Origin of the sequence: Amycolatopsis benzoatilytica AK 16/65, from assembly GCF_000383915.1 — a bacterium.
Lineage (GTDB): Bacteria > Actinomycetota > Actinomycetes > Mycobacteriales > Pseudonocardiaceae > Amycolatopsis > Amycolatopsis benzoatilytica.
The window spans coordinates 1,233,024-1,259,666 of record NZ_KB912942.1; the positions used below are offsets into that span (position 1 = coordinate 1,233,024).

The following is a 26,643-nucleotide window of genomic DNA, read 5'->3' on the forward strand; positions in this document are numbered from 1 at the left end:
AGTGAACGCGGTGTCGGCGCCTAGGTCACTTCCGGTAGTCTTGTTCCTCAGGTCGAGAGGCGCTGCAACGGACCGGTGGTCCGCCACGCTCGGCCGGTACCACCATTCCCAAGGGCGCCTCCGTGGACTCATGCGGAGGTGGCGATGACCCAGAACCTGCGGAACTTGCTCGACCAGCGCGTCGTCGTGCTCGACGGGGCTTGGGGCACGATGCTGCAGGGGGCCGGTCTCGCCCCGGAGGACTACCGGGCGGACTGGCTCGACGGCCACGAGAAGGACGTCACCGGCGACCCGGACCTGCTGAACCTCACCCGGCCGGACGTCGTGCTGGACGTGCACCGCCAGTACCTCGCCGCGGGCGCGGACATCACCACCACCAACACCTTCACCGCGACCAGCATCGGCCAGGCGGATTACGGCCTGCAGGACCGGGTGCGCGAGATGAATCTGCGCGCTGCCGAGCTCGCGCGCCAGGCCGCGGACGAGTTCGGCAACCGGTTCGTCGCCGGGTCGATCGGGCCGCTGAACGTCACGCTTTCGCTGTCGCCGCGCGTCGAGGACCCGGCCTACCGTGCGGTCAGCTACGAAGAGGTCAAGGCGTCCTACGCCGAGCAGATCCAGGCGCTCGCCGACGGCGGCGTCGACCTGCTGCTGATCGAGACCATCTTCGACACGCTCAACTGCAAGGCCGCGATCACCGCCGCCCGCGAGGTCGCGCCGCATCTGCCGCTGTGGATCTCGGTGACCATCGTCGACCTGTCCGGGCGCACCCTGTCCGGCCAGACGGTCGAGGCGTTCTGGACCTCGGTCGCGCACGCGCGTCCGCTGATCGTCGGCGTGAACTGCTCGCTGGGCGCGGAGGAAATGCGCCCGCACGTCGAGGAGCTGTCGAAGCTCGCCGACACCTACACCGCCTGCCACCCGAACGCGGGCCTGCCCAACGCGTTCGGCGGCTACGACCAGACGCCCGAGGAAACCGGCGGGATGCTCGGCGAGTTCGCCGGCGCCGGGATGGTCAACATCGTCGGCGGCTGCTGCGGCACCTCGCCCGCGCACATCGCGAAGATCGCCGAGGCGGTCAAGGAGCTTCCGCCGCGGCAGGTGCCCGCGCACGAGGCGAGCACGCGGTTCTCCGGCCTGGAGCCGTTCAAGATCGGCCCGGACACCGGGTTCGTGATGATCGGCGAGCGCACCAACGTGACCGGCTCGGCGAAGTTCCGCAGGCTGATCGAGGCGGGCGACCACCAGGCGGCGGTCGACGTCGCGCTGGAGCAGGTCCGCGGCGGCGCGAACCTGCTGGACGTCAACTTCGACGCCGACCTGCTCGAATCCGAGCAGGAGATGACCACTTTCCTCAACCTGATCGCCACCGAACCGGAGGTCGCGCGGATCCCGGTGATGATCGACAGCTCGCGCTGGAGCGTGCTGGAAGCCGGGCTGCGCTGCGTGCAGGGCAAGGGCGTGGTCAACTCGATCAGCCTCAAGGAGGGCGAAGGCCCGTTCCTGGAGCAGGCCCGGCGCATCCACGACTACGGCGCCGGCGTCGTGGTGATGGCCTTCGACGAGAAGGGCCAGGCCGACACCGTCGAGCGCAAGGTCGAAATCTGTTCCCGCGCTTACGATCTGCTCACTCGTGAGGCCGGTTTCGCCGGCGAGGACATCATTTTCGACCCGAACGTGCTCGCCGTCGCCACCGGCATCAGCGAGCACAACGGGTACGCGAAGGCGTTCATCGAAGCGCTGCCGCTGATCAAGGAACGTTGTCCGGGCGCGCACACCTCCGGCGGCATCTCGAACCTGTCGTTCTCCTTCCGCGGCAACAACGTCGTGCGCGAGGCGATGCATTCGGCGTTCCTGTTCCACGCCGTGCGCGCCGGGCTCGACATGGGCATCGTCAACGCGGGCCAGCTCGCGGTGTACGAGGACATCCCGAAGGACCTGCTCGAACTGGTCGAGGACGTGCTGTTCGACCGCCGTGGCGACGCCACCGACCGGCTGGTGGAGTTCGCCGAGACGGTCAAGGGCAACGGCACCAAGCGGGTCGTCGACCTGTCGTGGCGCGAGGCGCCGGTGACCGAGCGGCTGTCGCACGCGCTGGTGCACGGCATCGTGGACTTCATCGAGGACGACACCGAGGAAGCGCGGCAGTCGTTCGAGCGGCCGCTGGAGGTGATCGAGGGTCCGCTGATGGACGGCATGAAGATCGTCGGCGACCTGTTCGGCTCCGGGAAGATGTTCCTGCCGCAGGTGGTGAAGAGCGCGCGGGTGATGAAGCGCTCGGTCGCCTACCTCGAGCCCTACATGGAGGCGGAGAAGGAGAAGATGCTGGCCGAGGGCCGCATCGAGACCTCCCGCGGCCAGGGCAAGGTCGTGCTCGCCACGGTGAAGGGCGACGTGCACGACATCGGCAAGAACATCGTCGGCGTGGTGCTGGGCTGCAACAACTACGAGGTGATCGACCTCGGCGTGATGGTGCCCGCCGCGCAGATCCTGGACACCGCGGTCGCCGAGCACGCCGACGTGATCGGGTTGTCCGGGCTGATCACGCCGTCGCTGGACGAGATGGTGTCCGTCGCGCAGGAGATGCAGCGGCGCGGGCTGAAGCTGCCGCTGCTGATCGGCGGCGCGACCACGTCGAAACAGCACACCGCGGTCAAGATCGCGCCGGTGTACGACCACACCACGGTGCACGTGCTCGACGCCTCGCGGGTGGTCGGCGTCGTGTCCGACCTGCTGGACACCCGCCGCGCGGACGCACTGGACACCGCCAACCGCGCCGAGCAGCAGCGGCTGCGCGAACAGCACGAAAACCGGCACGCGACGCCGATACTGACCGTCGAGCAGGCACGGGCGAACGCGGAGAAGGTGTCGTTCGAGGACGTCCCGACGCCGGAGTTCACCGGGGTGCGGGTCGTCGAGCCGTCGATCGCGCAGCTGCGCGAGATGGTCGACTGGCAGTTCCTGTTCCTGGCCTGGGAGCTGAAGGGCAAGTACCCGGCGATCCTGGACCAGCCGGTGGCGCGCGAGCTGTTCGACGACGCGAACCAGCTGCTGGACGAGATCATCGAGAACGGCTCGTTCACCGCGCGCGGTGCGTATGCGTTCTGGCCGGCCCACTCCGAAGGCGACGACATCGTGCTCGACGGCGAGTACTCGGACTGGAAGTTCCCGATGCTGCGCCAGCAGACGCAGAAGCCGGACGGCCGCGCGAACCGCTGCCTCGCCGACTACATCGCCCCGTCCGGCTCGGGCGATCACCTGGGCGGGTTCGCGGTCGCCATCCACGGCGCGGAAGACCTGGCCGCTCACTACGAGGCCGAGCACGACGACTACCGGGCGATCATGGTGAAGGCGCTGGCCGACCGGCTGGCCGAGGCGTTCGCCGAGCACATCCACCTGGAAGCCCGGCGGCGCTGGTTCGAACCGGACGTGCAGCCGGTCCTGGCCGACCTGCACGCGGAACGCTTCCGCGGCATCCGCCCAGCGCTGGGCTACCCGGCGAGCCCGGACCACAGCGAAAAGAAGGACCTGTTCACCCTGCTCGACGCGGAGGAGCTGGGAATCGGCCTGACCGAGTCGTACGCGATGACCCCGGCCGCGGCGGTGAGCGGGCTGATCTTCGCGCACCCGGAATCGCGGTACTTCACGGTCGGGCGGCTGGGCCGCGACCAGATGGAGGACTACGCCCGGCGCAGGGGCGAGGAGCTGGCCGAGGTGGAGCGGTGGTTGCGGCCTAACCTGGCGTATTGAAGCCGGCGTGCTTGAGCGCGCGGGCCGGGCGGCTGACTGGAGCTGGGTCGGCTTGGCTCGCGGCTCGCGCGCCGTCCGGTATCGCGGTCAGGAGAGCAGGTCAGCCAGCCGAAGGGTGTCCGCCAGGTAGCGGTCGTACGGGAAATCCGCGTTCCGCAACGCTGTGCGCAGCTCGTCCTGCAGCGGTTTCCCGCTCTCGCGGAACGCGGCGAGACCGGCCTCGGTCAGCGTGACCAGGCGGCGGCGGGCGTGGTCGGGGTCCTGCCGGATTTCGACCAGGCCGGCCGCTTCGAGCGGGCGCAGCGCGCGGCTGACCGCCGGGTCGGAGACGGCCATCGCCTGTGCCAGCTGGTGCTGGGTCGCCGGCTGGATGTCCTCCACCGCGCCGAGCAGGCGGATCTGGCTGTAGGTCAGCCCGCCGGTGCCTTCGGTGCGCTGCCGTGCCGCGTCGCCCAGCAGGGACACCACCCGGTGCAGCGCATCGCCAAGTCCTTCGTCCACGGGGCGACGATATCAGAATTCTTGCATAGTTAATATTAACGGCGCAATAACTCGGCGGACCTGCGAGGGCGGGGCGCGGGGATTAGCTTCTACGCGTGGCAAGACTCAGTGTGGTCCGGTTCGGAATGGTGGCGGGGCTGGTCGCGATCGCGGCCGCGGCCGTGCTGCTCAGCAACACGCTCTCTCCGTGGTGGTGGTTCCTCGCGGGGCCGTTCGCGCTGTTCGCGGCGACCGGGGTCTACGACCTGGCGCAGCGAAAGCATTCGGTGCTGCGGAACTACCCGGTGCTCGGGCACGCGCGTTTCCTGCTCGAGAGCGTGCGGCCGGAGATGCAGCAGTACTTCGTGGAGCGGAACTTCGACGGCCGGCCCTACGATCGCAGCGTCCGGTCCATTGTGTACGAGCGCGCGAAGGGCACCGCGGCCGAGGAGCCGTTCGGGACAGAACGGGACATGTACGCGGAAGGCTACGAGTTCCTCGTCCCGTCGCTCGCGCCGGTGCCGGTGCCGAAGTCGCCGCCGCGAGTGCGGGTCGGCGGGCCGGACTGCGCGCGCCAGTACGACATGGCGTTGCTGAACGTGTCCGCGATGAGCTTCGGATCGTTGTCCAGCAATGCAATCCTCGCGCTGAACCAGGGGGCCGCCCGGGGCGGCTTCGCGCACGACACCGGCGAAGGCGGCCTGTCCGAGTACCACCTGCGCGGCGGTGGCGACCTGATCTGGGAGATCGGCACCGGGTACTTCGGCTGCCGGACCGCTGACGGCGGCTTCGATCCCGGCGAGTTCGCCGACAAAGCCGCCCACGACGCGGTGAAATGCGTTTCGCTGAAGCTGTCCCAGGGCGCGAAGCCCGGGATGGGCGGGGTGCTGCCGGGGAGCAAAGTGAACGCGGAAATCGCCCGGGTACGCGAAGTGCCGGTAGGACAGACCGTGGTTTCCCCGCCGTACCACCGGGTTTTCTCGACGCCGCGCGAGCTGGTGCGGTTTGTCGCGAAGATGCGAGAACTGTCCGGCGGCAAGCCGACCGGGTTCAAGCTGTGCGTCGGGTCGCGGGTGCAGTTCCTGTCGGTGTGCAAGGCGATGCTGGCCGAGGAAGTGACGCCGGACTTCATCGTCGTGGACGGCGCCGAGGGCGGCACCGGCGCGGCGCCGCTGGAGTTCGCGGACCATCTGGGCACGCCGCTCACCGAGGGCCTGCACACTGTCCACAACGCACTCGTCGGCGCCGGGCTGCGGGACCGGATCCGGATCGGTGCGAGCGGGAAGGTGGCCACCGGCGCGGATCTGGTGAAGCGGCTGATCCAGGGCGCGGACTACACGAACGCGGCGCGGGCGATGATGTTCGCGGTCGGGTGCATCCAGTCGCAGCGGTGCCATACGAACAAGTGCCCGGTCGGCGTGGCGACGCAGGATCCGCGACGGGGCCGGGCGCTGGACGTCGCCGACAAGACCGAACGCGTCCGGCGCTATCAGCAGGAGACGGTCGCGAGCGCGATGCGGATCATGGCGGCGATGGGGGTGTCCGACCCGGCGCGGCTGTCTCCGGAGCAGTTGCGGCGGCGGGTGGATGTGCGGACGGTGCTGTCGTATGCGGAGTGGTACGACGACTGGCTGGCCCCACGGGAGCTGCTGGCGGACCCACCGGCCGGATGGGCGGCCGACTGGGCGGCGGCGGACCCGGACCGGTTCGCGGGGTGAACCGGTCCGGGCCGGCCGTCGGTGACGCGGCGATCGGGCACCAGTCGTCGTGGCGCGGCGCTTCCGGCCCGCCCGGCTAGAGACACACGACCGCCCGGTGTCGTGCCGGAAAAAGTCCGTGAGGGGCCCCTTGAGGGACTCCAAGTCCGTGAGGGGCCCCTTGAGAGACTCCAAGTCCGTGATGGGCCCCTTGAGGGACTCCGCTCCGGGTTGGTGGAGGGGTCGTTGAGGGAATCCGCCCCGACTCCGTGAAAGGCCCCTTGCCGGAATTCAAGTCCGTGGAGGGGCCCTTCACGACACCGCCGCCAGGGCGCTTCCGGATCTGCGGCGCGGCGGGACCGCTGGCTCCCGATCCGCGGTCGCGCGACGGCCCGCCGCTCCGCTGCCCGAGTGGGCGATCCGCCGTCGCCGCGCCAGCGTCCGGCCGGGTCGGGCCTGGTCCACCCGGCTGAGCACTGGCGATCCGGGCTCTGATCGGGCACGATCGGCAATCGTGGCTTCCGGGTACCGGCAGGACGCGGGCGATCTCGAGGTTTCCGTGCGCTGGCGCGGGCACGCCGCGGTCGTGACCGTCGGCGGCGAAATCGACCTGGTCACCGCGCCGGAACTCGGCGAGGTGGTCGGCGGCGTGCTCGAACGCGGGCCTGGCGTGCTGGTCGTGGACCTGCGTGCGGTCGATTTCCTGAGCTCCTCCGGCCTGCAAGTGCTGGCAGGCGCGCACCGGCAGCTGGACGCGGGCGCGCTGCGGGTCGTCAGCACGTCGACGATCACGTCGCGCCCGTTCACGACCACCGGGCTGGACGAATGGATCGGCCTGTTCCCGACGGTCGACCACGCGCTCGCCGGCGTCTCCGGCACCGGCGGTTGAGGTGGACGTCCGAGCCGAAACCAGCGCGCTGAGCTGTCACGGCATCCTCGCCGAGCCGACCGCGCTGCGCGCGTTGCGGCACCGGCTGCTGGCGTGGACGCTGGAGTCCGGCGTTCCCGAGGAGCGCGCGCACGACATCGTGCTCGCCGGGTACGAGGCACTGGCGAACGTCGCCGACCACGCCTACTCCGGCGGCGAACCAGGGCTGGTCGACCTGGACGCGGTATGCCACCCGGACCGCGTCGAGGTGGTCATCGCCGACCACGGCCAGTGGCGCGCGCCGACCGTGGAGGACGACCCGGTCGCGTTGCGCGGACGCGGGCTGCTGCTGCTTCAGGCGACCGCCGACCACGCCGAGGTCAGCACGGACGAGAGCGGCACCGTGGTGACGTTGGGGTGGAAACTGGACTAGCGCGGGCTCGGTTCGCTTCGGCGGGGTGAGGTCCGGGCAATCTCCGGAAGTCCTTCCGGGCGCTGGCCTGTCTGTGAAGGGAACATTGAGGGAATCAGATTCCCCCAATGTTCCCTTCACAGACAGCCGGCCAAACCGGCGGCCGAGGCCGAGCTGGGCGGCACCACTGCACGGGTGGCCGGCGCGGAAGCCTGATCAGCTCGCCGTCTCCGCGGCCCGCCGGCGCAGCAGGTACCGCTGCACCTTCCCGCTGGGATTGCGCGGCAGTTCCGTCACGAACTCGACCCGGCGCGGATACTTGTAAGGCGCGGCAAGGGATTTGGCGAAGTCCTGCAACTCCCGCACCTTCGCCGCATCGCCTTCGACGCCGTCGTTGAGCACTACGTACGCGGCCACGATCGACCCGCGGGCATCGTCCGGGGCGGCGACCACCGCGCACTCCAGCACATCCGGGTGGCGCAACAGCACCTCTTCCACCTCGGGGCCGGCGATGTTGTACCCGGACGACACGATCATGTCGTCGCTGCGGGCGCGGTAATGGAAATAGCCGTCGGAATCGCGGACGTAGGTGTCGCCCGTCAAGTTCCAGCCGTCCTCCACGAAGACGGTTTGGCGTTCGTCGGCCAGGTAGCGGCAGCCGGTCGGGCCCTGTACGGCCAGTCGGCCGGGAGTCCCGTCGGGGACGGGGCGGCCTTCGTCGTCCACGATCCGGGCCCGGTAACCGGGGACAGTGCGACCGGTGGCGCCGGGACGGACGTCGTCGTCGGCGGCGGAGATGAAGACGTGCAGCATTTCGGTGCTGCCGATGCCGTCGATGAGCCAGTGGCCGGTGGCTTCGTGGAAGTCGACGGCGACGGATTCGGGCAGCGCTTCGCCCGCCGACACCGCGCGGCGCAGTCCGGACAGCAGCGGGCGGCGGTCCGAAGCGAGGATCGCCCGGTACGCGGTGGGTGCGGTGAACAAGACGGTGATCTGGTGCTTGGCGACCAGGTCGGCCAGTTCCGCCGGGGTGGCCCGTTCGACGAGCAGGGTCGCGGCGCCGGCGTGCAGCGGGAACACCAGCAGGCCGCCGAGGCCGAAGGTGAACGCCAGCGGGGGAGTGCCGCAGAAGAGGTCGGTTTCCCTCGGTTTCAGGAGATGCCGGGAGAAGGTGTCGGCGATCGCGAGCAGGTCGCGGTGGAAGTGCATGGTCGCTTTCGGCCGTCCGGTGGTGCCGGAGGTGAACGCGAGGAGCGCGACATCGTCGGCGGCGGTGTCGACGTCGGCGAACTCGGCCGGGTGCCCAGCGCAACGGGCGGCCAGGTCGGCGGCGGTATCGCCGCCGTAGGTGAGGAGGGGGAGGTCGAAGGACTGCAACTCCTCCGGATAACGGTGATCGCACAGGGCGAGCACCGGAGTGCTGGCCTCGATGATCTTCGCGAGTTCGTGTGCGCGCAGCATCGGCATGGTGGCGACGGCGACCGCGCCCGCTTTCAGCACGCCGAGCCAGCAGGCGGCCAGCCACGGGGTGTTGGGGCCGCGCAGCAGGACCCGGTTGCCGGGGACGACGCCGCGGGCGGCGAGTTCGTGCGCGATCTGGTTGGCGCGGGTCAGGAGTTCGCCGTAGGTCCAGGATTCAGTGGGGGACAGCAGTGCGGGACGGTCCGCACCCCAGCGCGCGACGCTGCCGTCCAGCAGGCGAGTGGCCGCGTTCAGCCGGTCCGGGTAGTGCAGTTCCGGCAGCTCGAACCGCAGTTCCGGCCACTGTTCGAACGGCGGGAGGTGGTCCCGGCAGAACGTGTCGACATGCGCACTCGGCTGGAGCTGCACTCCGTGCCCCCAATTCTGGCTACGACATCACGCGTCCCGCTACTGTAATACGTTTAACGATCGTCAGGAAGACGCAACATCGGACGGCGGCGGAGTGCGCTCGCGGGGGCACGGAGCGCAGCGGTGATCAGCGGCAGTGTCCGGCGAGCCGGCGGCCGCCAGCCTTGCCGGTAATGGGTCCGTGAAGGGAACATCGAGAGACTCTGAGTCCCTCGATGTTCCCTTCACGGACCGGCCTGGGGCAGGCTCAGGCGTGCGCGTCCAGGTACGCCGGGTCCGGCGCCGGGATCGGCACGTCCGGTTGTCCGGCCAGCAGCTGGTTCATCGCGGCGAAGTACGGCGGAGCGGCGACCGTGCCACCGAACGCGCCGTGACCGCAGTCGCCCAGGTGGACCGGGGTTCCCGGGCAGATCTCCTGCGGGTGCGGTCCGTCGGCGAAGACCATCGACGACACCGCGTAATGGTCGACGCCGCCGACGAAGGCGACCGATTCGCTTTGCTGCGTGGTTCCGGTCTTGCCGATGTCCGGATGGGTCCAGCCGGCCGCTCGGGCCGCGGCCGCCGAGGTGCCGATCGTGGTGTCCTGGCTCAGTCCGGCTTCCAGCGTGTTCGCCACGCCCGGCGGGATCACCTGCTCGCACGCCTGCTGGTGCAGCGCCACCGGTTTCCCGGTGCGGTCGGTGACCGACAGGATCGGGTCCGGCGCGCACCACATGCCGCCGCTCATCAGGGTCGCGGACACGTTCGCCATTTCCAGCGGGCTCACCGGGCTGTTGCCGAGGGTGAACGACAGCAGGTTCTGGAAGTACTGCGACTGCGGTTCGTTGTACTGCGGGTTCTTCGACCGCGGGTCCGACGGGTCGGTGATCGGCTTGCTGCCCGCGTCGTTGGTCGCCATCGTGCTGCGCAGGCCCAGTTTCCGTGCCATGTCCAGCACGGCCGGCATGCCGACCTGCGATTCCAGCCCGACGAACGCGACGTTCGGCGACGTCGCCAGCCCGTCGGCCAGCGAGATCGGGTCCGGGTAGCTGGTGCCGTCGTTGCTCACCGGATAGCAGTGCGTGTAGCGGTTCATGTTGGGCGGGTTGAAACAGTCGCTGAACGGGTTCGGCAGCGGGGTGTTCAGCCCGGCCTTGCCGGTGACCATCGCCGCGGCCGAGGTGAAGATCTTGAACGACGACCCGGCCCCGAACACGTTGCTCGCGTCGGCCACGATGTTGGTGGATTGCTCGCCCTGGCTCGGATCGGTGCCGTAGTTGCGGTTCGCGACCATCGCGAGCACCTGGTGCCCGTCGCTGCCCGGCTGGATCACCGCGAACGTGTTGGCGACGCCGTCCTGCGTGGTCGGCACGTTCGCGTCGACCGCGTCCTTGGTGACCTGGCTGACGTGCGGGTCCAGCGTGGTCTTGACCGTGTAGCCGCCGGTGTCGATCTGGTCGGCGGTGAGGCCGGACTGCTCGAGGTAGCGCACCGCGTACGCGCAGAAGAAGCCGGCGTCCGGCGCGGCGCCCATGCAGGTGCTGTCCGGTGCCTGCGGCCGCGATCCGATGACGCCGAGCGGGGTCGCTTTCTCGGTCGCGCCGTAGGAGGCCGGGATCGAGCGCGCGGACACCATCGAATCGATCACCACGTTGCGCCGCTGGAGCGCCTTGTCCGGATGCGTGTACGGGTTGTAAGTGTTGGGGTTGTTCACCATTCCGGCCAGCAGCGCGGCCTGCGGCACGGTCAGTTTGTCCGCCGTCGTCCCGAAATACGCCTGCGCCGCCGCGCCGACCCCGTACACGGTGCCGGAGTATTCGACCACGTTCAGGTAGTCGGCGAGGATGTCGTCCTTCGACACGGTGTGGCTCAGCTGCACCGCCATCTTGGCCTCGCGCAGCTTGCGGGCCAGGGAATCCTCCCGGTCCTTGTCCTGTGCGGTCTTGTCGTTGCGGTCCACGACGTTCACGAGGTAGTTCTTCACGTATTGCTGAGTGAGCGTGGACGCGCCTTGCAGATTCCCGCCCGAACTGTTGTGCACCGCCGCGCGCAGCATGCCCTGCGGGTCGACGCCGCCTTCGGTGTAGAACCGGCGGTCTTCGATGTCGACGATCGCCGCTTTCATCGCCGGGGAGATCTGCGCGGCGGTGACCGGAATGCGGTACTGCGAGTACAAAGTCGCGATCCTCCCGCCACTCCGGTCGGTGACCGTGGTGACCAGCGGCGGCTCGGCGCGCACCAGGTCGGCGGAGATGGCGTCCACCGAATCGCTGACCTGGTTGGACAGCACGCCGGCCCCGATGGCGACCGGGGCCATCGTGCCGGCCACCAGTATTCCGGCCAGCAAGCACAATCCGAGGAACGGGGCGATCTTGTTGCGACGAGCCACGGAAGCCACGTTAGGCCGGTCCGGGTGAGAAAACCGTGTGCGGACGAGGGTGTGTCATCGAGCCAGCCTTCCCAGCAGAGCCGAAGCGACCGCGATCGCGGCAGCGGTCGCACCTATCAAGACGCCGAAGTCCGCGCCGAGGTTCGCCGGGGTGCCGATCAATAATCCGCGCAAGGCGTCAACTTGGTAACTCAGCGGGTTCACGTGGCTGAGCACCTTGAGCCAGCCCGGCATCAGGTTCACCGGATAGAGGGCGTTGGAGCCGAAGAACAACGGCATCGTGATCGCTTGGCCGATGCCCATCAGCCGTTCGCGGGAAAGCACCAAACCGGCGATAACGATGGAAAGGCAGCAGAAAAAGGCCGAACCGAGCACAACGACCACCGCGGTGGCGAGCAGCCGGAGCGGGTTCGCGGTGAGCCCGACGCCGAGGATCGCGGCGAGGACCACCACGATGAACGCCTGCACGAGCGCCCGTACTCCGGCGGCGAACGCCTTGCCCGCCACCAGCGCGGCGCGCGGGGTGGGGGTGACGAGCAGTTTCGCCAGGACGCCCGCGTCGCGCTCCCAGATGATCTGGATGCCGTAGAAGATGGAGATGAACAGCGCCGACTGGGCGAGGATGCCGGGCGCGAGATAGTCCAGGTAGGGCACCGAACCGGTCGGGATCGCGCGCAGCCGGGTGAAGGTTTCGCCGAAGATCAGCAGCCAGAGCGCCGGCTGGATCGCCCGGGTGAGCAGTTCGGTCTGGTCTCGGCGGAGTTTCTGCAGTTCCACCAGGCACATCGCGCCCACCCGGGCGAACAGGACGCGCAGCTGGCCCAGCGGCCCGGGGTCAGCCGAGACGGCGGGCGGTGCGGCGAGTGGCACGGACATTGCGGATCCCTCCTTCGTCGTGCGCGAGCGCGTTCCCGGTCACTGTCCGGAACACGTCGTCCAAAGTGGACTCCGGACCGAGTCCGGCCTCCAGCTCGGCGGGCGTGCCGAGCGCGCGGATCCGGCCGGCGTGCATCAGCGCGACGCGGTCGCAGTACTGCTCGGCCTCGTCCATGTAGTGGGTCGTGACCAGCACGGTCATCCCGGTTTTGACCCGGATTTCGGAGATTCGGTCCCAGACCGCGGTCCGGGCGACCGGGTCGAGGCCGATGGTCGGCTCGTCGAGTATCAGCAGCCGGGGCGAGCTGACCAGCGCCTGTGCCAGTTCCAGCCGGCGGATCATGCCGCCGGAGTACCGGCCGGCCGGACGGTCCGCGTCATTCTCCAGTCCGACGAGTTCCAGCGCCTCGCGGACCTGGGCGGCGCGCTGGGAACGGGGCACGTCGAAGAGCCGGGCGAACAGTGCGACGTTCTCGCGCCCGGTGAGCGAACCGTCCGCGGAAAGCTGTTGCGGCACATAGCCGATCAGCCGGCGCACGGCCATCTTGCGCCGGGCGGCGTCGAGGCCGAACACGGTGACGTGCCCGGTTTCGACCGGCAGCAGGGTGGTGATCATCCGGATGGTGGTGGTCTTGCCGGCGCCGTTCGGGCCGAGGAGGCCGAACACCTCGCCGGAATCGATTTCCAGGTCGACGCCGTCGACCGCGAGAGTGGTGCCGAAGGCGTGCCGCAATCCGGTGCAGCGGACTGCTGTTTCGCTCATGTGTCCTCCTTGAGCACCTCGGTGAGCCGTTCGAGCGCGGGCAGCGCGGCGAGGATGGCCGCGGTGTCCGCTTCGGGCAGTTCGGCGAGCGCCGCGGAAACCAGTCCGGTGCGCGCGCGCCGCCAGGCCGCCATCCGCTCCTGCGCTTTGTCGGTGAGTTGCAGCCGGGCCGCCCGGCGGTCGGCCGGGTCGACCTCGCGGCACAGCAGGCCGGCGTCGGTGAGCGCGTTCACGAGCGTGCTCACCGAGTTCCCGGCCAGGTTCAGTTCCCGGGCCGCCGCGGCGACGCCGATGCCCGGGCTCCGGTGCACCACCCGGAGCAGTTCCACCTGCGAGCCGGGCAGCCGCGGCCCGGGCAGCTCGGCCCGCACCCGGCGGCGCACGACGCGGCGTACGCCCAGCACGGCGGCGAGCAGACTTTCGGCGAGGTCGATCCGGGGTGGCGGCATGCTGGCAAAGTAACTCTGACTCAGAGCTATTAGCAACGCTAAATGTCTTGTTCGCCGGGAGAGTTCCAGTTCATCCCCTCTGAAGGAGGAGCGAGACGCCCAGCGCGACCATCGTGGCCGCGATCAAGCCGTCCAGCACTCGCCACGCGCCGGGCCGGGCGAACAGGCCGGACAGCCGCCGCGCGCCGAGCCCGAGCGTGCTGAACCACACCGCGCTCGCGGCCACCGCGCCGGCGCCGAACAGCCAGCGCCCGTCGCCGTGGCCGGCCGCGACGGAGCCGACCAACAGGACGGTGTCCAGGTAGACGTGCGGGTTGAGCCAGGTGAGCGCGAGACAGGTCAGTAGCGTGCGGCGGGGCGAGGCGAGCGGGTCCGGGGAAGCGGTGAGCGCGTTCGGCCGGAAGGCGCGACGGGCGGCGAGGATTCCGTACCCGATCAGGAATAGCCCGCCGACGACCGCGATCGCCTGCATCGCCGACGGCCAGTGCTGGAGCACCGCTCCGATCCCGCTCACTCCGGCGGCGATGAGGACGATGTCGGACAGCGTGCAGACGAGGATCACCGGCACGACGAGATCGCCGCGCAGTCCTTGCCGGAGCACGAAGGCGTTCTGCGCGCCGATGGCGACGATGAGGGACAGGCCGGTGCCGAAGCCAGCCGCTAGCAGCGGGATCACCCGGTCGACGCTAAGGCTGGTCGCGGACATTAATCCAGGTAAAGATTCTGATTTAAGATAAGCGATCGTGATGTCGGATCTTCCCCTCGACCAGGTGCGCACGTTGCTCGCGGTGGTGGACGAGCAGTCCTTCGACCGGGCCGCGGCGGTCCTGCACGTGACCCCGCCCGCGGTGAGCCAGCGGGTGAAAGCGCTCGAGCAGCGGATCGGCCGAGTGCTGGTGCTGCGGTCGAAACCGGTCCGGCTCACCGACTCCGGCGAGGTGCTGGTGCGGTTCGCCCGGCAGCTGACCCGGCTCGAAGCGGACACCCGCGCGGAACTCGGCCTCGGCGGTCCGGGAGAGCCGACGACGCTGCCGATCGCGGTCAACGCCGACTCGCTGGCCACCTGGTTCCTGCCCGCGCTGCAAGCGGTGCCTGCGGAGCCGCCGATCTCCTTCGACCTGCGCAGCGACGACGAGGGGTACACGGACTCACTGCTGCGCGAAGGGCTGGTGATGGCCGCGATCACCGCCACCCCGCATCCGGTGCAGGGCTGCAGCGTGCGCCGGCTCGGCACGATGCGGTACCGCGCGGTGGCGTCCGCCGCGTTCGCGTCGCGTTGGCTGGACGGCCCGCTCGCCGAACGGCTCCCCGCCGCGCCGACGGTGCTGTTCGACCGCAAAGACGACCTGCAGGACGGCTTCCTCCGCCGGCTGACCCGGCGCAGGCTGCCGACCCGGATCCGGCACTACATCCCGGCTTCGGTGTCGTTCGCCGACGCGGTGGCGGCCGGGCTGGGCTGGGGCATGGTGCCGGAACTCCAGCTGGCCGGGCGAAACCTGGTCGAACTCGCGCCGGAACGCCCGATGGACGTGGCGCTGTACTGGCAGCAGTGGAAGCTCGACTCGCCGCCGCTGGCCGCGGTGGCCGACGCGGTGGCGGCGGCCGCCCGGCGGGAATTGGGGGGATGACCGGACAGGAGTCGTGCGAACCGGGCATGCTGTGGCCGGGCTTGTGAGGGAGGACCTGTCGTGACGGAACCGGCCGACGCCGTCGACCAGCTGCGGGAAGACTGGAAACTGGACGAGGCGGAAGAACTCGGCCGGCGGGCGGTGACGGAGCAGCCGGGAGACCCGGCCCGGTGGATCGCGCTCGGGCGGGTGCAGCTGGAGCAGTACCGGCGGAAAGAGGCGCTGGAGTCCTTCAGCCGCGCGGCGGGGTCCGGGCTGGGAGTGGCCTGGCAGGTCGCTGCGCTGAGCCGGTTGCGGCGATACGACGAAGCGGACGGGGCCGCGGCGGGCGGCCTGGAACGCTTCCCCGGCAGCGCGGACCTCTTGCTCGCCCGCGCGCGGATCCGTTTCGATCAGGACGACTGGGCGGCCGGGCTGCCGTTCCTGGAAGAGGCGCTGGCGTCCGAACCGGGGCACCTGGACGCGGCGCGCTGGCGAGTGATGGCGCTGGCGACCCTGGGCCGGTTCGACGACGCGGAAGCCGCCGGCCAGCTGATGATCGACCGGCACCCGGATCATCCGGATCCGCTCACGACGATGGCCTGGGCGGAGGACGAGCGGGAGCGCTACGACGAGGCACTGGGGTGGGCCGAGCGCGCGCTGGCGGTCGATCCTCGCAACGAGTGGGCGCTCCGGTCCAGGGTGCGCGAGCTGTGGTGCCTGGAACGGTACGACGATGCGATGGCGGCCGGTCTGGCGGCGATCGAGCTGCTTCCCCGAGGCCCGCGGCTTCTTCGCGAACTGGGCTGGGTCGAGAACGTCCGGGAACACTACGAGGAGTCGCTCGGGTGGTTCGAAAAGGCCCGGGAAATCGCTCCCCGAGACGGTCGGCTGCTGCGGGACCAATCGATGGCGCTGGCACTGCTGGACCGGTTCGCCGAGGCGGAAGCGGTGCTGGCGGAAGCGCGTGAAATCCGGCCGGACGATCCGGTGATTCTGGTGCAGTGCGGCCTGATCGCGGAAGCTCAGGCGCATTACGAGGACGCGGTCGGGTGGTTCGAACATGCGTTGGCCGTCGACCCGCGGGACGTGGACGCGTTGCGGTGGCGCCTGCGGACGTTGCGAAGCCTGAAGCGATATCCAGAGGCCGAGGCGGCCGCTCGGGAAGCGGTCGAACGGCGTCCACGCGACGTGGAGTGCCTCGTGTTGGCCGGCGAGGTGTACGAAGACCAGTTCAACTTCGAGGCTGCGCTGAGCTGGGCCGAGCGTGCGCTCGCCCTGGACCCGAAGAGTTACGACGGCCTGGTCAACCGGACGTTCGCACTCCGCCGGCTGCGCCGCTTCGAGGAATCCGCCGCGACCGCGCGGGAAGCCGCCGCGCTCCATCCGGAAGAACCGATTTTCCGCGTCCACGCGGGCTGGGCGGCGGCGGATCTGCGCCAGCATCAGCAAGCGATCGAATGGTATGACCGGGCATTGGAGCTGGACCCGGCTTTCCGGCCAGCGCTGCAAGCGAAGATCTTCGCACTGCGCGTGTTGCGCAGGTTCGACGAAGCCGACACGGTCGTGAACCACGCGATCGACCTGCTCCCCGGCGACGCGAGCCTGCTGGTCTACCGGGGCTGGAACCACGACGACCGGGGCGAGCGCGACAAAGCGCTGGATTCGTTCCGGCAGGCGACGGACCTCGATCCCGCAGAACCCTGGGCGTGGCAGTCACGGATCGCCCTGCTGGTCTCGATGCGGCGGTTCGACGAGGCGGAAGCCGTCTTCGAGGAAGCGGTCCGGCACTGCCCGGACGAACCGAATCTGCCGATGGAGCGGGTCGCGCTGGAACTTGCCCGGTACCGGTACGCGGAGGCGCTGGTCTGGTGCGACCGGGCGCTGGAGCTCGATCCGGTGCACGCGGAAGCGCTGGAAAAACGCGTGCGAGTGCTACGCCGGCTGCGAAGGTTCGAGGAGGCCGAAGCGGCGGCGCACGAAGCGGTCGGTCGCCGTCCGGACGAGCCGGATTTGCTGGTGGAACAGGCTTCGTTGTACGAAAGCCAGTGGCGGCTGGAAGAGGCGCTGGTTTGCCTCGGGCGGGCGCTGGAGATCGATCCGGTGCACGAGTGGGCGTTGCGGTCCCAGTCGAGCGTCTATTCCCGGATGAGGCGCTTCGACGAGGCGAAGGCGTGCACCCAAACGGTTCTTCGCCGCCAGCCGGATCACCTGCTCGCGTTGGTGCAGATGGCGTTGCTCAGCCGCAGCCAGTCCGGTGCCGAAAAGTCGCTGGAATGGTTCGACCGCGTGCTGGCGATCGACCCGAGGGACGCCACGGCGCTGGAGTGCCGGGCGACGGCGTTCCGGGAGCTGCGGCGGTTCGACGAAGCCCGGGCCGCGGTGAACGAGGCGATCGAGCTGCTTCCGAACGACCCGGATCTGCGGCTGGAGCGGGCGTTGCTGCTGCAGGAGGGGGATCGGCTCGAGGAATCGCTGGCGAACGTCCGGCAGGCGCTGGAGATCGACCCGCTCAATTCGGACGCGCTGGAGGGGCAAGCGGTCCTCCTTCGCCAGCTGAGCCGTTTCGACGAAGCCGAAGCGGCGGCGAAAGAAGCGATCGAGCTCCGCCCGGACTCCCCGGACCTGCCAACCGAACTCGGCGTCTTGTACGACGACCAGCTGCGGTACGAGGAAAGCCTGGTCTGGTTCGACCGGGCCCTGCGGACAGATCCGTGCTACCTCGACGCGATCAGCGGCCGGTCGGCGGCGCTGCGCGCGTTGCGCCGGTTCGACGAGGCCGAGCGGGGCGTTCTCGCCGCGCTGCGACGGATGCCGTGGAACCGTTCGCTGCGTGAAGAACTCGTCTGGATTTACCACGACAGCCGGCGGCTCGACGAAGCCGGGCAGCAGATCGCCTTGCTGCAAGCGGACAGCCACAATGCCCGGGAGGAAGCCGAAACCGCGGCGCAGGCGGGATGGATCCGGTTCGCGGCGGGCGACTATCCGGCCGCCGAAGGTCAGTTCCGCACCGCGTGCGAGAAGGATCCGGGCACGGCCGACCACCAGTTCGGGCTTGCCTGGTGCCTGGTGCGCCAAGCCACCGAGCAAAGCCGTCGCGAAGCCGAGCAGCTGTGCTTTTCGGTACTGGAGAAGAAACCCCGGCACCATTCCGCGCACACCTGTCTCGGCGTGATCAACTACCAGCGCGGCAACTACGCCCAAGCCGAACAGCATTTCCGCCGCGCCATCGAACTGGACCGGCACCACGCCAGCTACGTCGACCTGGCCTCCCTCTACTCCCAGCTGGGCCGCTTCGACGAAGCCGAGGAGAATCTGACCGCCGCGCTGAAGCGGGACTGGTATGACGCGCAAGCCCACGTCGAACTCGGCTATCTCCATCTTCAGCGCGGAATGGACGACCCGGACGGCAAAACCGGTGCCGTCGCCGCTCGGCACTTCCGGCAGGCGCGGCAGATCGATCCGGCCAACGGCAGCGCGAGCCTCGGGCTGGCGGTGGCGCTGATGCGGTCCACCGGCGACTTTGTCGAGGGAGAAGCTGTCTTGCAGCAAGCGTTGCAGCGCAGGGACTGTGATCTTCCCCGGTGGCAATTGCTCGTCGCGGTGGCGAAATTGCTGATCGAGCGCGGCGACGCCACTCAGGGCAGGCAGTTCCACTCCGACGCGCTCGCTCATGCGCAGGAGGCGATTTCCCTTGCCGCGCACGAAGCCGAGCCGTATTTCGTGGCCGCGGTCGCTCGCTACAAGCTCGCCGAGTCGGCGGGCGACTTTCCGGCGAAACCCATGCAGCGCCGCAAAGCGATTCGTGATCTGCGGCGGTGCGTGAAGATCGATCCGGGCAACGTCGAAGCGCGGCGGAGCCTGCAGATCATGGAGGAAAGCCTGCGGATCACCCGCAGCAGCACCGTCGGCAGCGTCGTGGTGGTGGTCGTCGGAGTCGCCGCGCTGAGCGCGTTGTGGACGGCGTTCTTCCTGTCCGACAAAGTGACCGGCGTGATGCTGACGACGCTCACGCCGGTCCTGGTCGGTCTCATGGTGGTCGGGCTGCTGCTGCCGTTCCTGATCCGGCTGAAGCTGCCCGGCGGGGTCGAAGCGGACCTGAGCGCGAGCATCCGGCAGATCTCGTCCGGCCCGACCGGCGAGGAGACGTTCGGCCCTGGCCGGTTCAGCGTCACCGCGGCCGCCAGCCCGGGACCGAAGGGACAGCTGGCGCGGTTGTGAGTCAGGACTGGGCGAGTGGCCAGAGATCGTCGTTGAGCAGCCGCTTCACGATCTTTCCGGTGGCGTTGCGGGGGAGTTCCGGGACGAAGTAGACGTCGCGCGGCACCGCGAACCGGGCCAGCCGCTGGTGGATGTAGTGGCGGACGTCCTCGGCGTGCATCCGCGCGCCGTGCCGGAGCACGACGTACGCGGCGAGGCGCTGGCCGAATTCGTCGTCCGGGACGCCGACCACTGCCGCGTCCGAAACCCCCGGTAACGCCGCGAGCGCCTCCTCGACCGGGCGCGGGAACACGTTTTCGCCGCCGGAGACGATCATTTCGTCGGCTCGGCCGGTGACGAACAGCCGGCCGGACGCGTCCTGGTAGCCGACGTCGCCGGTAGCCATCAGGTCGTGCGCGCGGGCGACGCTGGATCCGTTGGTGTAGCCGTCGAACAGCATGTCGTTGCCGACGAAGATCTGGCCCTCGTCGCCGGGCGGGACCGGACGGCGGTCGTCGTCCAGGATCGCGATCCGGGTGCCGGGCGGGCAGCGGCCGGCCGTGGTCGGGGCGGCCCGCAGGTCGGCGGGGTCGGCGATGCTCGCCCAGGAGACCTCGGTGGAGCCGTAGAAGTTGTAGAGCACGTCGCCGAAAGTGTCCATGAACGACGAGACGAACGCGCCCGGCAGCGCAGATCCGCTGCTCGCGACGATCCGCAGCGACGACAGGTCGTACCGGCTGCGCACGCGTTCGGGGAGATCCAGGATGCGCTGCAGCATGATCGGCACCGCGAACAGGGCGTCGCAGCGGTGTTCGGCGATCACCTGCAGGGTGTGCTCCGCGTCGAACCGGCGGATCAGCGACAGTTCCGCGCGCAACGCCATGCCCAGCTGCATCGCGGCCAGGCCCCAGCTGTGGAACAGCGGTGCCGCGACCGCGATCTTGTCCCGTGCCTGCAACGGAATCCGCGACAACACCGTCGCCGACGTGCTGAGCCCCTTCGGGGTCGGCCGGCGCGCGCCCTTCGGCGCACCGGTGGTGCCGGAGGTCAGCACGACGATGCGGCCTTCGCGGCCGGCCGGTTTCGGCCGGTCCGCCGACACGTCGCGGATCAGCTCGTCCAGCGTGCGGTAGCCCTGCTCGGCGTCGTCCCACGTGCTGACGCGCGGGAATTCGCCGGGTACCGAGGCGATCACCGGCCCGAACTCGTCGTCGGCCAGGACCGCGGCGGGCTGGTGCTCGGTGAGCACTTCCTCGACGGCGGCGGGGGAGAGGCCGGTGTTGAGCAGGACGACGTCCGCTCCGAGCTTGCTGCAGCCGACGAACGCTTCGATCATCGCCGCGTGGTTGCGGCACATCAGCGCGACCCGCGAACCGGCCTTCACCTCCAGCGCGGCCAGCGCGTTCGCCAGCCGGTTGCTGCGCTCGTCGATCTCTCCGTAGGTGCGGCTGTTGCGTTCGTCGTGCACGGCGATGTCGTCTGCCCCGCGCGCGGCCGCGGCGAGGTAGCCGCCGGCCAGCGTCGCGCCCCATTGGGCCAGCGAACTGACCTGCCGCACCATCTTGTCCGGCCGCCCGGCCGCCAGGACGCCGGCTCGGACCAGCGTGTTCGCCGTGCGCAGCGCGGTCGCGCGCTCCTGTTCCGGCTGGTCGCCGGGAAGACCGGACAGCTGCTGCCCGATCCGCTTGGCGAGGTTTTTGAGCAGTCCCTTGACCGCGCCGCGGGCCACCAGGCCGGCGTGCTCGTCGGGCAGGGAAGGGAGCATCATCCGCAGCACGATTTCGGTGCCGCCGCGGGGCACCGGGCGCAGTTCGATCGACACCCAGTTGCGCTCGTCCGGCAGCCCGCACCAGACGACGTGCTCGCCCGGCCGCCACACCGCCGCGTGGATCGCGCCTTCGGTCGTCGTCTCCCGGTCCGGCGCGAGCCGGATCCGGCAGTGCGGCCCGCGGCCGCGTTCGGCCTGACGGGCGACCTCGCACCAGCTGATCGCCGGCACGAATCTGGAGTACAGCTCAGGGGAGCCGACTATCGACCACACCTGCTCGGGCGGGTGCCCGACGACCGCACTCGCCTCGACTACATCGTCCCGCATCGCGATCCGCCTCGCCATTGCGCGCGTGTGGGCTCCCCGGTCCTTCCCGGCGCGCGTTCAGGTTGCGGGGACGCTACCAGCTGAACCTGCCGTGGGGTACTCCGAACGGCGGACAATCCAACCTGGTGGGAATTTTCTCTCCGCCGTCGGCGGCCGGTGCGCTGCCGCGCGAACCGGCGGGCGATACCCGCGGAAGTGCTGGTCGGTGCCGGGTCCGGGCGGAGAGGTGCGGGCATTTCCGGACATCGGACCGGTAACCGCGCGGACTCGGCAAGCGGACGGTTAAACCTTAGGGTGGCCTCTGTTAGGGAAGGCTCAGCTGGGGTTACGGTCCTGACGCACCCCTCCCTTCCGCAGAACCGGGTACCCCATGTCTTCCGCTCAGATCGCGCTCCTCGGCGGCATCGCCGGGCTCACCATCTTCCTCGGCCTGCCGCTCGGACGGCTCCGCACGCCGCTGCCCCGGGTCAAGGCACTGCTCAACGCGACCGCGACCGGAATCCTCGTCTTCCTGCTGTGGGACGTGCTCGCGCACGCGTGGGAGCCGATCGATCACGCACTGTCCGGCCATCAGGTCGGCTCGGCCGCGGGCAACGGCGCGGTGCTGATCGTCGCGCTGGGAGCCGGCCTGCTCGGGCTGGCCTACGTGGACGCCGCGGCCGCCCGGCGCGCGGCGTCCGCACGGGCGGCCGGTCCTGGCGCGGCTTCGGCCGGCGAGCTGGCCACCGCGACGATGCGCGGTCCGGCCGGCCGGCTGGCGCTGACCATCGCGACCGGGATCGGGCTGCACAACTTCGCCGAGGGTCTCGCGATCGGCAACTCGGCCGCGGGCGGGGAGCTCAGCCTCGCGCTGCTGCTGGTGATCGGATTCGGGCTGCACAACGCGACCGAGGGCTTCGGCATCGTCGCGCCGCTCACCGGACACCGGCCGTCCTGGGGCTACCTGGCCCTGCTGGGACTGATCGGCGGCGGGCCCACGTTCCTGGGCGCCGTGGTCGGGCAGAGCTTCGTCAACGACACCCTTTCGATCGCTTTCCTGGGCCTGGCCGCCGGTTCGATCCTGTACGTCGTGGTCGAACTGCTCGCGGTGGCACGGAAATCCGGGATGAAGATCATCACCAACTGGGGCCTGCTGCTCGGCCTGGTCCTCGGCTTCGTCACCGACGCGATCGTGACCGCCGCCGGGGCGTGACCGGCGCCTCGCCGCTGCCGTCCGGCGCGGCCGCGCGCACCGGACATAATGGGCGGGTGGAGCATCTGGTCGAGGAATACGGCCCCAGCTGGGAGCCAGGCCCGTACGAGCGCGGCACCGACGGGCCGCGGGTAGTCCTGGTCGGCGCGGACACCTCGCCGACCGGGCTGCGGGCGACGGCGTATGCGGGCGGGCTCGCCCGGCGCCAGCGTGCGCGGCTGGTCGTGGTGTACGTGGCGGCGCCGACGGTGTGGACCGGGTTGGCCGCCGCCGCAGTCGTCGATGTGCAGCAGCAGACCTTCGAAGAGGAGATCGAACAGTTGCGCGCCGAGCTCCAGGACCGGGCGGCCGACCTGCAGGTGCCGGTGAAGTTCCTGGTCCGCCGCGGCGAGACGTTCCCCGAGCTGCGCCAGGCGGCGCTGGACGAGAACGCGGACATGGTCGTGGTCGGCGCGTCCGAGCAGGGCGGGCACCGGCTGGTCGGCTCGGTCGGCAACCGGCTGGTGCGGGCCGCCACCTGGCCGGTCGTGGTCGTGCCCTGATCCGCTCGGGACCAGCACGGGCCGGCACCGGCCAGCGCTGACCTGCCGCGCCCGGGTTCGCCGAGCACGGCGGCGGGGAGTTGCGCAAGCGGGTCGAGTGATCGTCTGCGGGAATTCTCCTGGCCGCCTGGTTGGCCGGTTTGGCCGACTGTCCGTCAACGGCCCCTTGAGGGAATCAGATTCTCGCAAGGGGCCTTTCACGGACAGGCCGGCTGACTGTTTGGTCTGCACCACCTGAGACAAGCGTAGGGTGAGTCGTGGATTTCGACGACTTCGACGACATCGTCGCGCGGCTGCGCGCGGCCGGCTGCGTTTTCGCCGAGGACGAGGCGCGGCTGCTGCTGGACCAGGCGAGCGATGGTCTGCCGGAGATGGTCCGGCGGCGAGTCGCGGGGGAGCCATTGGAGTACGTGCTGGGCTGGGCGGAGTTCGCCGGCCGGCGGTTCGTCGTCGCGCCCGGGGTCTTCGTGCCCCGGCACCGCACCGAACTGCTGGTGCGGCTGGCCGCCGGCTTCGCGCGGACCCGGTCAGTGGTACTCGACTTGTGCTGCGGTTCCGGTGCGCTGGGCGCGACGGTCGCGGCGGAAGTACCCGGGATCGAGTTGTACGCCGCGGATATCGAGCCGGCCGCCGTCGAGTGCGCGCGGCGGAACGTTCCCGGCAAGGTCTGCGAGGGCGACCTCTACTCCCCGCTTCCGGCGAGCCTGCGCGGCCGGGTGAACGTGCTGATTTCTAACGTTCCGTACGTCCCGACCGACGAAGTCGCCCTGATGCCGCCCGAGGCCCGCGACCACGAACCTCGCGTCGCACTGGACGGCGGCCCGGATGGTCTCGACGTGCTGCGCCGGGTCGTCGCGGAAGCGCCGGAGTGGCTGGCGCCCGGCGGGCACGTGCTGTTCGAAGCCAGCGAACGCCAGGCCGAGGCCGCTGCGGCCGAGGTGCGCCGGGCCGGGCTCGCGGCGGCCGTGGAACAGTCGGAAGAACTCGGTGCGACTGTCGTGGTGGGACTGCGCGAACACTGAGCGGCGATCCTGATTCGCCCGCTTTCCGTACTGCGTCGGGCCGGGGAGGCCGTCTAGGGTCGGGGCATGAAGGTCGGCTTGCTCACCCGGGAGTACCCGCCGGACGTCTACGGGGGAGCGGGGGTGCACGTCGAGTTCCTCGCCAGGGAGCTGCGGTCGCTGGTCGACCTGGACGTGCACTGCTGGGGCCCGGATCGTCCGGACGGCGCGCACGGGCACCGCGACGCGCACGGCTACGCCCAGCCCGCGTTCGCCACCATGGACATCGCGGTTTCGATGGCGGACGCGCTCGGCGGCCAGGATCTCGCGCACAGCCACACCTGGTACGCGAACCTCGGCGGCCATCTCGCGAAGCTCGCGCACGGCATCCCGCACGTGATCACCGCGCATTCGCTCGAACCGCTGCGGCCGTGGAAAGCCGAGCAGCTCGGCGGCGGCTACCGGGTCTCGTCGTGGATCGAACGAGACGCCTACCAGGCCGCGGACGCGATCATCGCGGTCAGCTCCGGAATGCGCCGCGACGTGCTGGCCGCGTACCCAGAAGTGGACCCGGCGCGGGTGCATGTGGTGCGCAACGGCATCGACACGGATCTTTACCGGCCCGATCCCGGCACCGATGTGCTTGCCAAGCACGGCATCGATCCGAACCGGCCGTACGCGCTGTTCGTCGGCCGGATCACCCGGCAGAAAGGCGTGCCGCACCTGGTGCGGGCCGGGGCCCAGCTCGACGAGGACGTGCAGCTGGTCCTGTGCGCGGGCGGCGCGGACACGCCCGAGCTGGACGCCGAGTTCCGCGGCCTGGTCGCGGAACTGCAGAAAAACCGGTCCGGCGTGCACTGGATCCCGGAGATGCTGCCGCGGCCCGAAGTGGTCCAGCTGCTGACCCACGCGCTGGTGTTCGTGTGCCCGTCGGTCTACGAACCGCTCGGCATCGTGAACCTGGAAGCGATGGCCTGCGGAACCGCGGTGGTGGCCAGCGACGTCGGCGGCATCCCGGAAGTGGTCGCCGACGGCGAGACCGGCCTGCTGGTGCACTACGACGAAACCGAGCCCGGCGCGTTCGAAGCCGGGCTCGCGCGCGGGATCAACGCACTAGCCGCCGACCGCGACCGTGCCACCCGGCTGGGCCTGGCCGGGCGGGACCGCGCGGTGGGAGAGTTCGGCTGGGCAGCGATCGCCGCCGCGACGGTCGGGGTGTACGAGGCGTGCGGGAGGGTTTCGTGATCGACGGATCCGATGTGCTGGGCATTGTCCTCGCCGGCGGCGAGGGCAAACGGCTGATGCCGCTGACCACCGACCGCGCGAAACCCGCGGTCCCGTTCGGCGGCGTGCACCGGCTGATCGACTTCGTGCTGTCCAACCTCGTGCACGGCGGAATCCGTCGGATCTGCGTGCTGACGCAGTACAAATCGCATTCGCTGGACCGGCATATCTCGACCACCTGGCGGCTCTCGTCGCTCACCGGCGAGTACGTCACGCCGGTGCCCGCGCAGCAGCGGCTCGGCCCGCACTGGTTCCAGGGCAGCGCGGACGCGATCCACCAGAGCCTCAACCTGGTGCACGACGAATCGCCGGCGTACATCGCGGTCTTCGGCGCCGACAACATCTACCGGATGGACCCGCGGCAGATGATCGACGCGCATATCGCGTCCGGCGCGGGCGTGACCGTCGCCGGCATCCGGGTGCCCCGGTCGGAGGCCCGGTCGTTCGGCGTGATCCAGACGGCGGACGGCACGAAGATCGACGCGTTCCTGGAGAAACCGGACGACCCGCCGGGCCTGCCGGACTCGCCGGACGAGTCGTACGTGTCGATGGGCAACTACGTGTTCACCACCCAGGCGATGCTGGACGCGCTGCACGCGGACGCGAAGGACCCGGCGTCCAAACACGACATGGGCCGCGACATCATCCCGGCGCTGGTGGAGAAATCCGAAGCCGCGGTATACGACTTCAGCGGCAACGTGGTGCCCGGCGAAACCGATCGCGACCACGGATACTGGCGCGACGTCGGGACGATCGACAGTTATTACGACGCGCACACGGACCTGATTTCGACGCAGCCGATCTTCAACCTGTACAACCGGAAGTGGCCGATTCTGGCGCATCCGGGCCAGCGCGCCGCGGCGAAGTTCGTGGAAGGCGGTTCGGCGACCCAGTCGATCGTCAGCAACGGCTGCATCATCTCCGGCGCGCAGGTGGTGGATTCGGTGCTGTCGCCGGACGTGTTCATCGAGAACGGCGCGGTCGTGCAGGGCTCGGTGCTGCTGGACGGCGCCCGGGTCGGCCGCGGCGCGGTGGTCCGGCGGGCGATCCTGGACAAGAACGTGGTGGTGCCGCCGGGCGCGCACATCGGAGTGGACCTGGCCCGGGATCGCGGGCACTACCACGTGAGCGACTTCGGCATCGTGGTGCTGGGCAAGGGAGAGACGGCGATCTGACCGGGCTTCGCAGCCGGGTCCGGGAAGGGAACATCGAGGGAATCAGAGTCTCTC

At 69.9% G+C, this 26,643-nt stretch carries 19 protein-coding genes and 1 riboswitch; of the genes, 11 read left to right on the forward strand and 8 right to left on the reverse strand.

The window, feature by feature from the left end:
• Nucleotides 1–48: 48 nt before the first annotated feature.
• A riboswitch (S-adenosyl-L-homocysteine riboswitch) is annotated at nucleotides 49–127 on the forward strand.
• Nucleotides 128–144: 17 nt separating this feature from the next.
• Nucleotides 145–3,750, forward strand: a complete 3,606-nt coding sequence (metH, locus tag AMYBE_RS0105965; protein WP_020658435.1) for a methionine synthase — start codon at nucleotides 145–147, stop codon at nucleotides 3,748–3,750.
• 87 nt (nucleotides 3,751–3,837) lie between these two features.
• On the opposite strand, the gene AMYBE_RS0105970 is transcribed toward metH, so the two are convergent.
• Nucleotides 3,838–4,251 carry a MarR family winged helix-turn-helix transcriptional regulator gene (locus AMYBE_RS0105970; protein WP_020658436.1) on the reverse strand — a complete coding sequence of 138 codons (414 nt, stop codon included), beginning with the start codon at nucleotides 4,249–4,251 and terminating at the stop codon, nucleotides 3,838–3,840.
• A gap of 95 nt (nucleotides 4,252–4,346) precedes the next feature.
• Here AMYBE_RS0105970 and AMYBE_RS0105975 point away from each other — a divergent pair, with 95 nt between their 5' ends.
• From AMYBE_RS0105975 to AMYBE_RS0105985, 3 genes are all read left to right on the forward strand, one after another.
• Nucleotides 4,347–5,948 (forward strand): FMN-binding glutamate synthase family protein, encoded by a 1,602-nt coding sequence (locus AMYBE_RS0105975; protein WP_027927408.1) that lies wholly within the window; start codon nucleotides 4,347–4,349, stop codon nucleotides 5,946–5,948.
• Between the two features lie 493 nt (nucleotides 5,949–6,441).
• On the forward strand, nucleotides 6,442–6,816 hold the full coding sequence (locus AMYBE_RS0105980) for an STAS domain-containing protein (RefSeq protein WP_020658438.1): 375 nt from the start codon (nucleotides 6,442–6,444) through the stop codon (nucleotides 6,814–6,816).
• A gap of 1 nt (nucleotide 6,817) precedes the next feature.
• Nucleotides 6,818–7,228: an ATP-binding protein gene (locus AMYBE_RS0105985; protein WP_020658439.1), complete on the forward strand. Its 411-nt coding sequence runs from the start codon at nucleotides 6,818–6,820 to the stop codon at nucleotides 7,226–7,228.
• 195 nt (nucleotides 7,229–7,423) lie between these two features.
• On the opposite strand, the gene AMYBE_RS0105990 is transcribed toward AMYBE_RS0105985, so the two are convergent.
• The 6 genes from AMYBE_RS0105990 to AMYBE_RS0106015 form a co-directional block, all read right to left on the reverse strand.
• On the reverse strand, nucleotides 7,424–9,037 hold the full coding sequence (locus AMYBE_RS0105990; RefSeq protein WP_020658440.1) for an AMP-binding protein: 1,614 nt from the start codon (nucleotides 9,035–9,037) through the stop codon (nucleotides 7,424–7,426).
• 247 nt (nucleotides 9,038–9,284) lie between these two features.
• The gene (locus AMYBE_RS0105995; RefSeq protein WP_211226921.1) at nucleotides 9,285–11,333 is read right to left on the reverse strand and encodes a transglycosylase domain-containing protein; all 2,049 of its coding nucleotides are present in this window, start codon (nucleotides 11,331–11,333) and stop codon (nucleotides 9,285–9,287) included.
• A 126-nt stretch (nucleotides 11,334–11,459) separates the two neighbouring features.
• Nucleotides 11,460–12,281: an ABC transporter permease gene (locus AMYBE_RS0106000; RefSeq protein WP_020658442.1), complete on the reverse strand. Its 822-nt coding sequence runs from the start codon at nucleotides 12,279–12,281 to the stop codon at nucleotides 11,460–11,462.
• A complete protein-coding gene (locus AMYBE_RS0106005; RefSeq protein WP_020658443.1) occupies nucleotides 12,241–13,044 on the reverse strand; it encodes an ABC transporter ATP-binding protein in 804 nt (267 codons plus the stop codon). Before AMYBE_RS0106005 ends, AMYBE_RS0106000 begins: the two co-directional genes overlap by 41 nt.
• Complete coding sequence (locus tag AMYBE_RS0106010) at nucleotides 13,041–13,493, reverse strand: MarR family winged helix-turn-helix transcriptional regulator (RefSeq protein ID WP_020658444.1); 453 nt, start codon at nucleotides 13,491–13,493, stop codon at nucleotides 13,041–13,043. The genes AMYBE_RS0106005 and AMYBE_RS0106010 overlap by 4 nt, the downstream gene beginning before the upstream one ends.
• A 70-nt stretch (nucleotides 13,494–13,563) precedes the next feature.
• Nucleotides 13,564–14,199: a LysE/ArgO family amino acid transporter gene (locus AMYBE_RS0106015; protein WP_020658445.1), complete on the reverse strand. Its 636-nt coding sequence runs from the start codon at nucleotides 14,197–14,199 to the stop codon at nucleotides 13,564–13,566.
• 40 nt (nucleotides 14,200–14,239) lie between these two features.
• On the opposite strand from AMYBE_RS0106015, the gene AMYBE_RS0106020 reads away from it, so the two are divergent.
• Both AMYBE_RS0106020 and AMYBE_RS0106025 read left to right on the forward strand, forming a co-directional pair.
• Nucleotides 14,240–15,121 carry a LysR family transcriptional regulator ArgP gene (locus AMYBE_RS0106020; protein ID WP_020658446.1) on the forward strand — a complete coding sequence of 294 codons (882 nt, stop codon included), beginning with the start codon at nucleotides 14,240–14,242 and terminating at the stop codon, nucleotides 15,119–15,121.
• A 60-nt stretch (nucleotides 15,122–15,181) separates the two neighbouring features.
• Nucleotides 15,182–19,321 (forward strand): tetratricopeptide repeat protein, encoded by a 4,140-nt coding sequence (locus AMYBE_RS0106025; protein ID WP_020658447.1) that lies wholly within the window; start codon nucleotides 15,182–15,184, stop codon nucleotides 19,319–19,321.
• Nucleotide 19,322: 1 nt separating this feature from the next.
• Here the strand turns inward: AMYBE_RS0106025 and AMYBE_RS0106030 are convergent, their stop codons facing one another.
• Entirely contained in the window at nucleotides 19,323–21,395 is a 2,073-nt protein-coding gene (locus AMYBE_RS0106030; protein ID WP_027927413.1) for an AMP-binding protein, read from the reverse strand.
• Nucleotides 21,396–21,765: 370 nt separating this feature from the next.
• On the opposite strand from AMYBE_RS0106030, the gene AMYBE_RS0106035 reads away from it, so the two are divergent.
• From AMYBE_RS0106035 to glgC, 5 genes are all read left to right on the forward strand, one after another.
• A complete protein-coding gene (locus tag AMYBE_RS0106035) occupies nucleotides 21,766–22,587 on the forward strand; it encodes a ZIP family metal transporter (RefSeq protein ID WP_020658449.1) in 822 nt (273 codons plus the stop codon).
• 56 nt (nucleotides 22,588–22,643) lie between these two features.
• Complete coding sequence (locus AMYBE_RS0106040) at nucleotides 22,644–23,129, forward strand: universal stress protein (protein WP_020658450.1); 486 nt, start codon at nucleotides 22,644–22,646, stop codon at nucleotides 23,127–23,129.
• 257 nt (nucleotides 23,130–23,386) lie between these two features.
• The gene (locus tag AMYBE_RS0106045; RefSeq protein ID WP_020658451.1) at nucleotides 23,387–24,151 is read left to right on the forward strand and encodes a putative protein N(5)-glutamine methyltransferase; all 765 of its coding nucleotides are present in this window, start codon (nucleotides 23,387–23,389) and stop codon (nucleotides 24,149–24,151) included.
• Nucleotides 24,152–24,217: 66 nt separating this feature from the next.
• A complete protein-coding gene (gene glgA, locus AMYBE_RS0106050) occupies nucleotides 24,218–25,375 on the forward strand; it encodes a glycogen synthase (RefSeq protein WP_020658452.1) in 1,158 nt (385 codons plus the stop codon).
• Complete coding sequence (gene glgC, locus AMYBE_RS0106055; RefSeq protein ID WP_020658453.1) at nucleotides 25,372–26,589, forward strand: glucose-1-phosphate adenylyltransferase; 1,218 nt, start codon at nucleotides 25,372–25,374, stop codon at nucleotides 26,587–26,589. The genes glgA and glgC overlap by 4 nt, the downstream gene beginning before the upstream one ends.
• Nucleotides 26,590–26,643 lie beyond the last annotated feature (54 nt).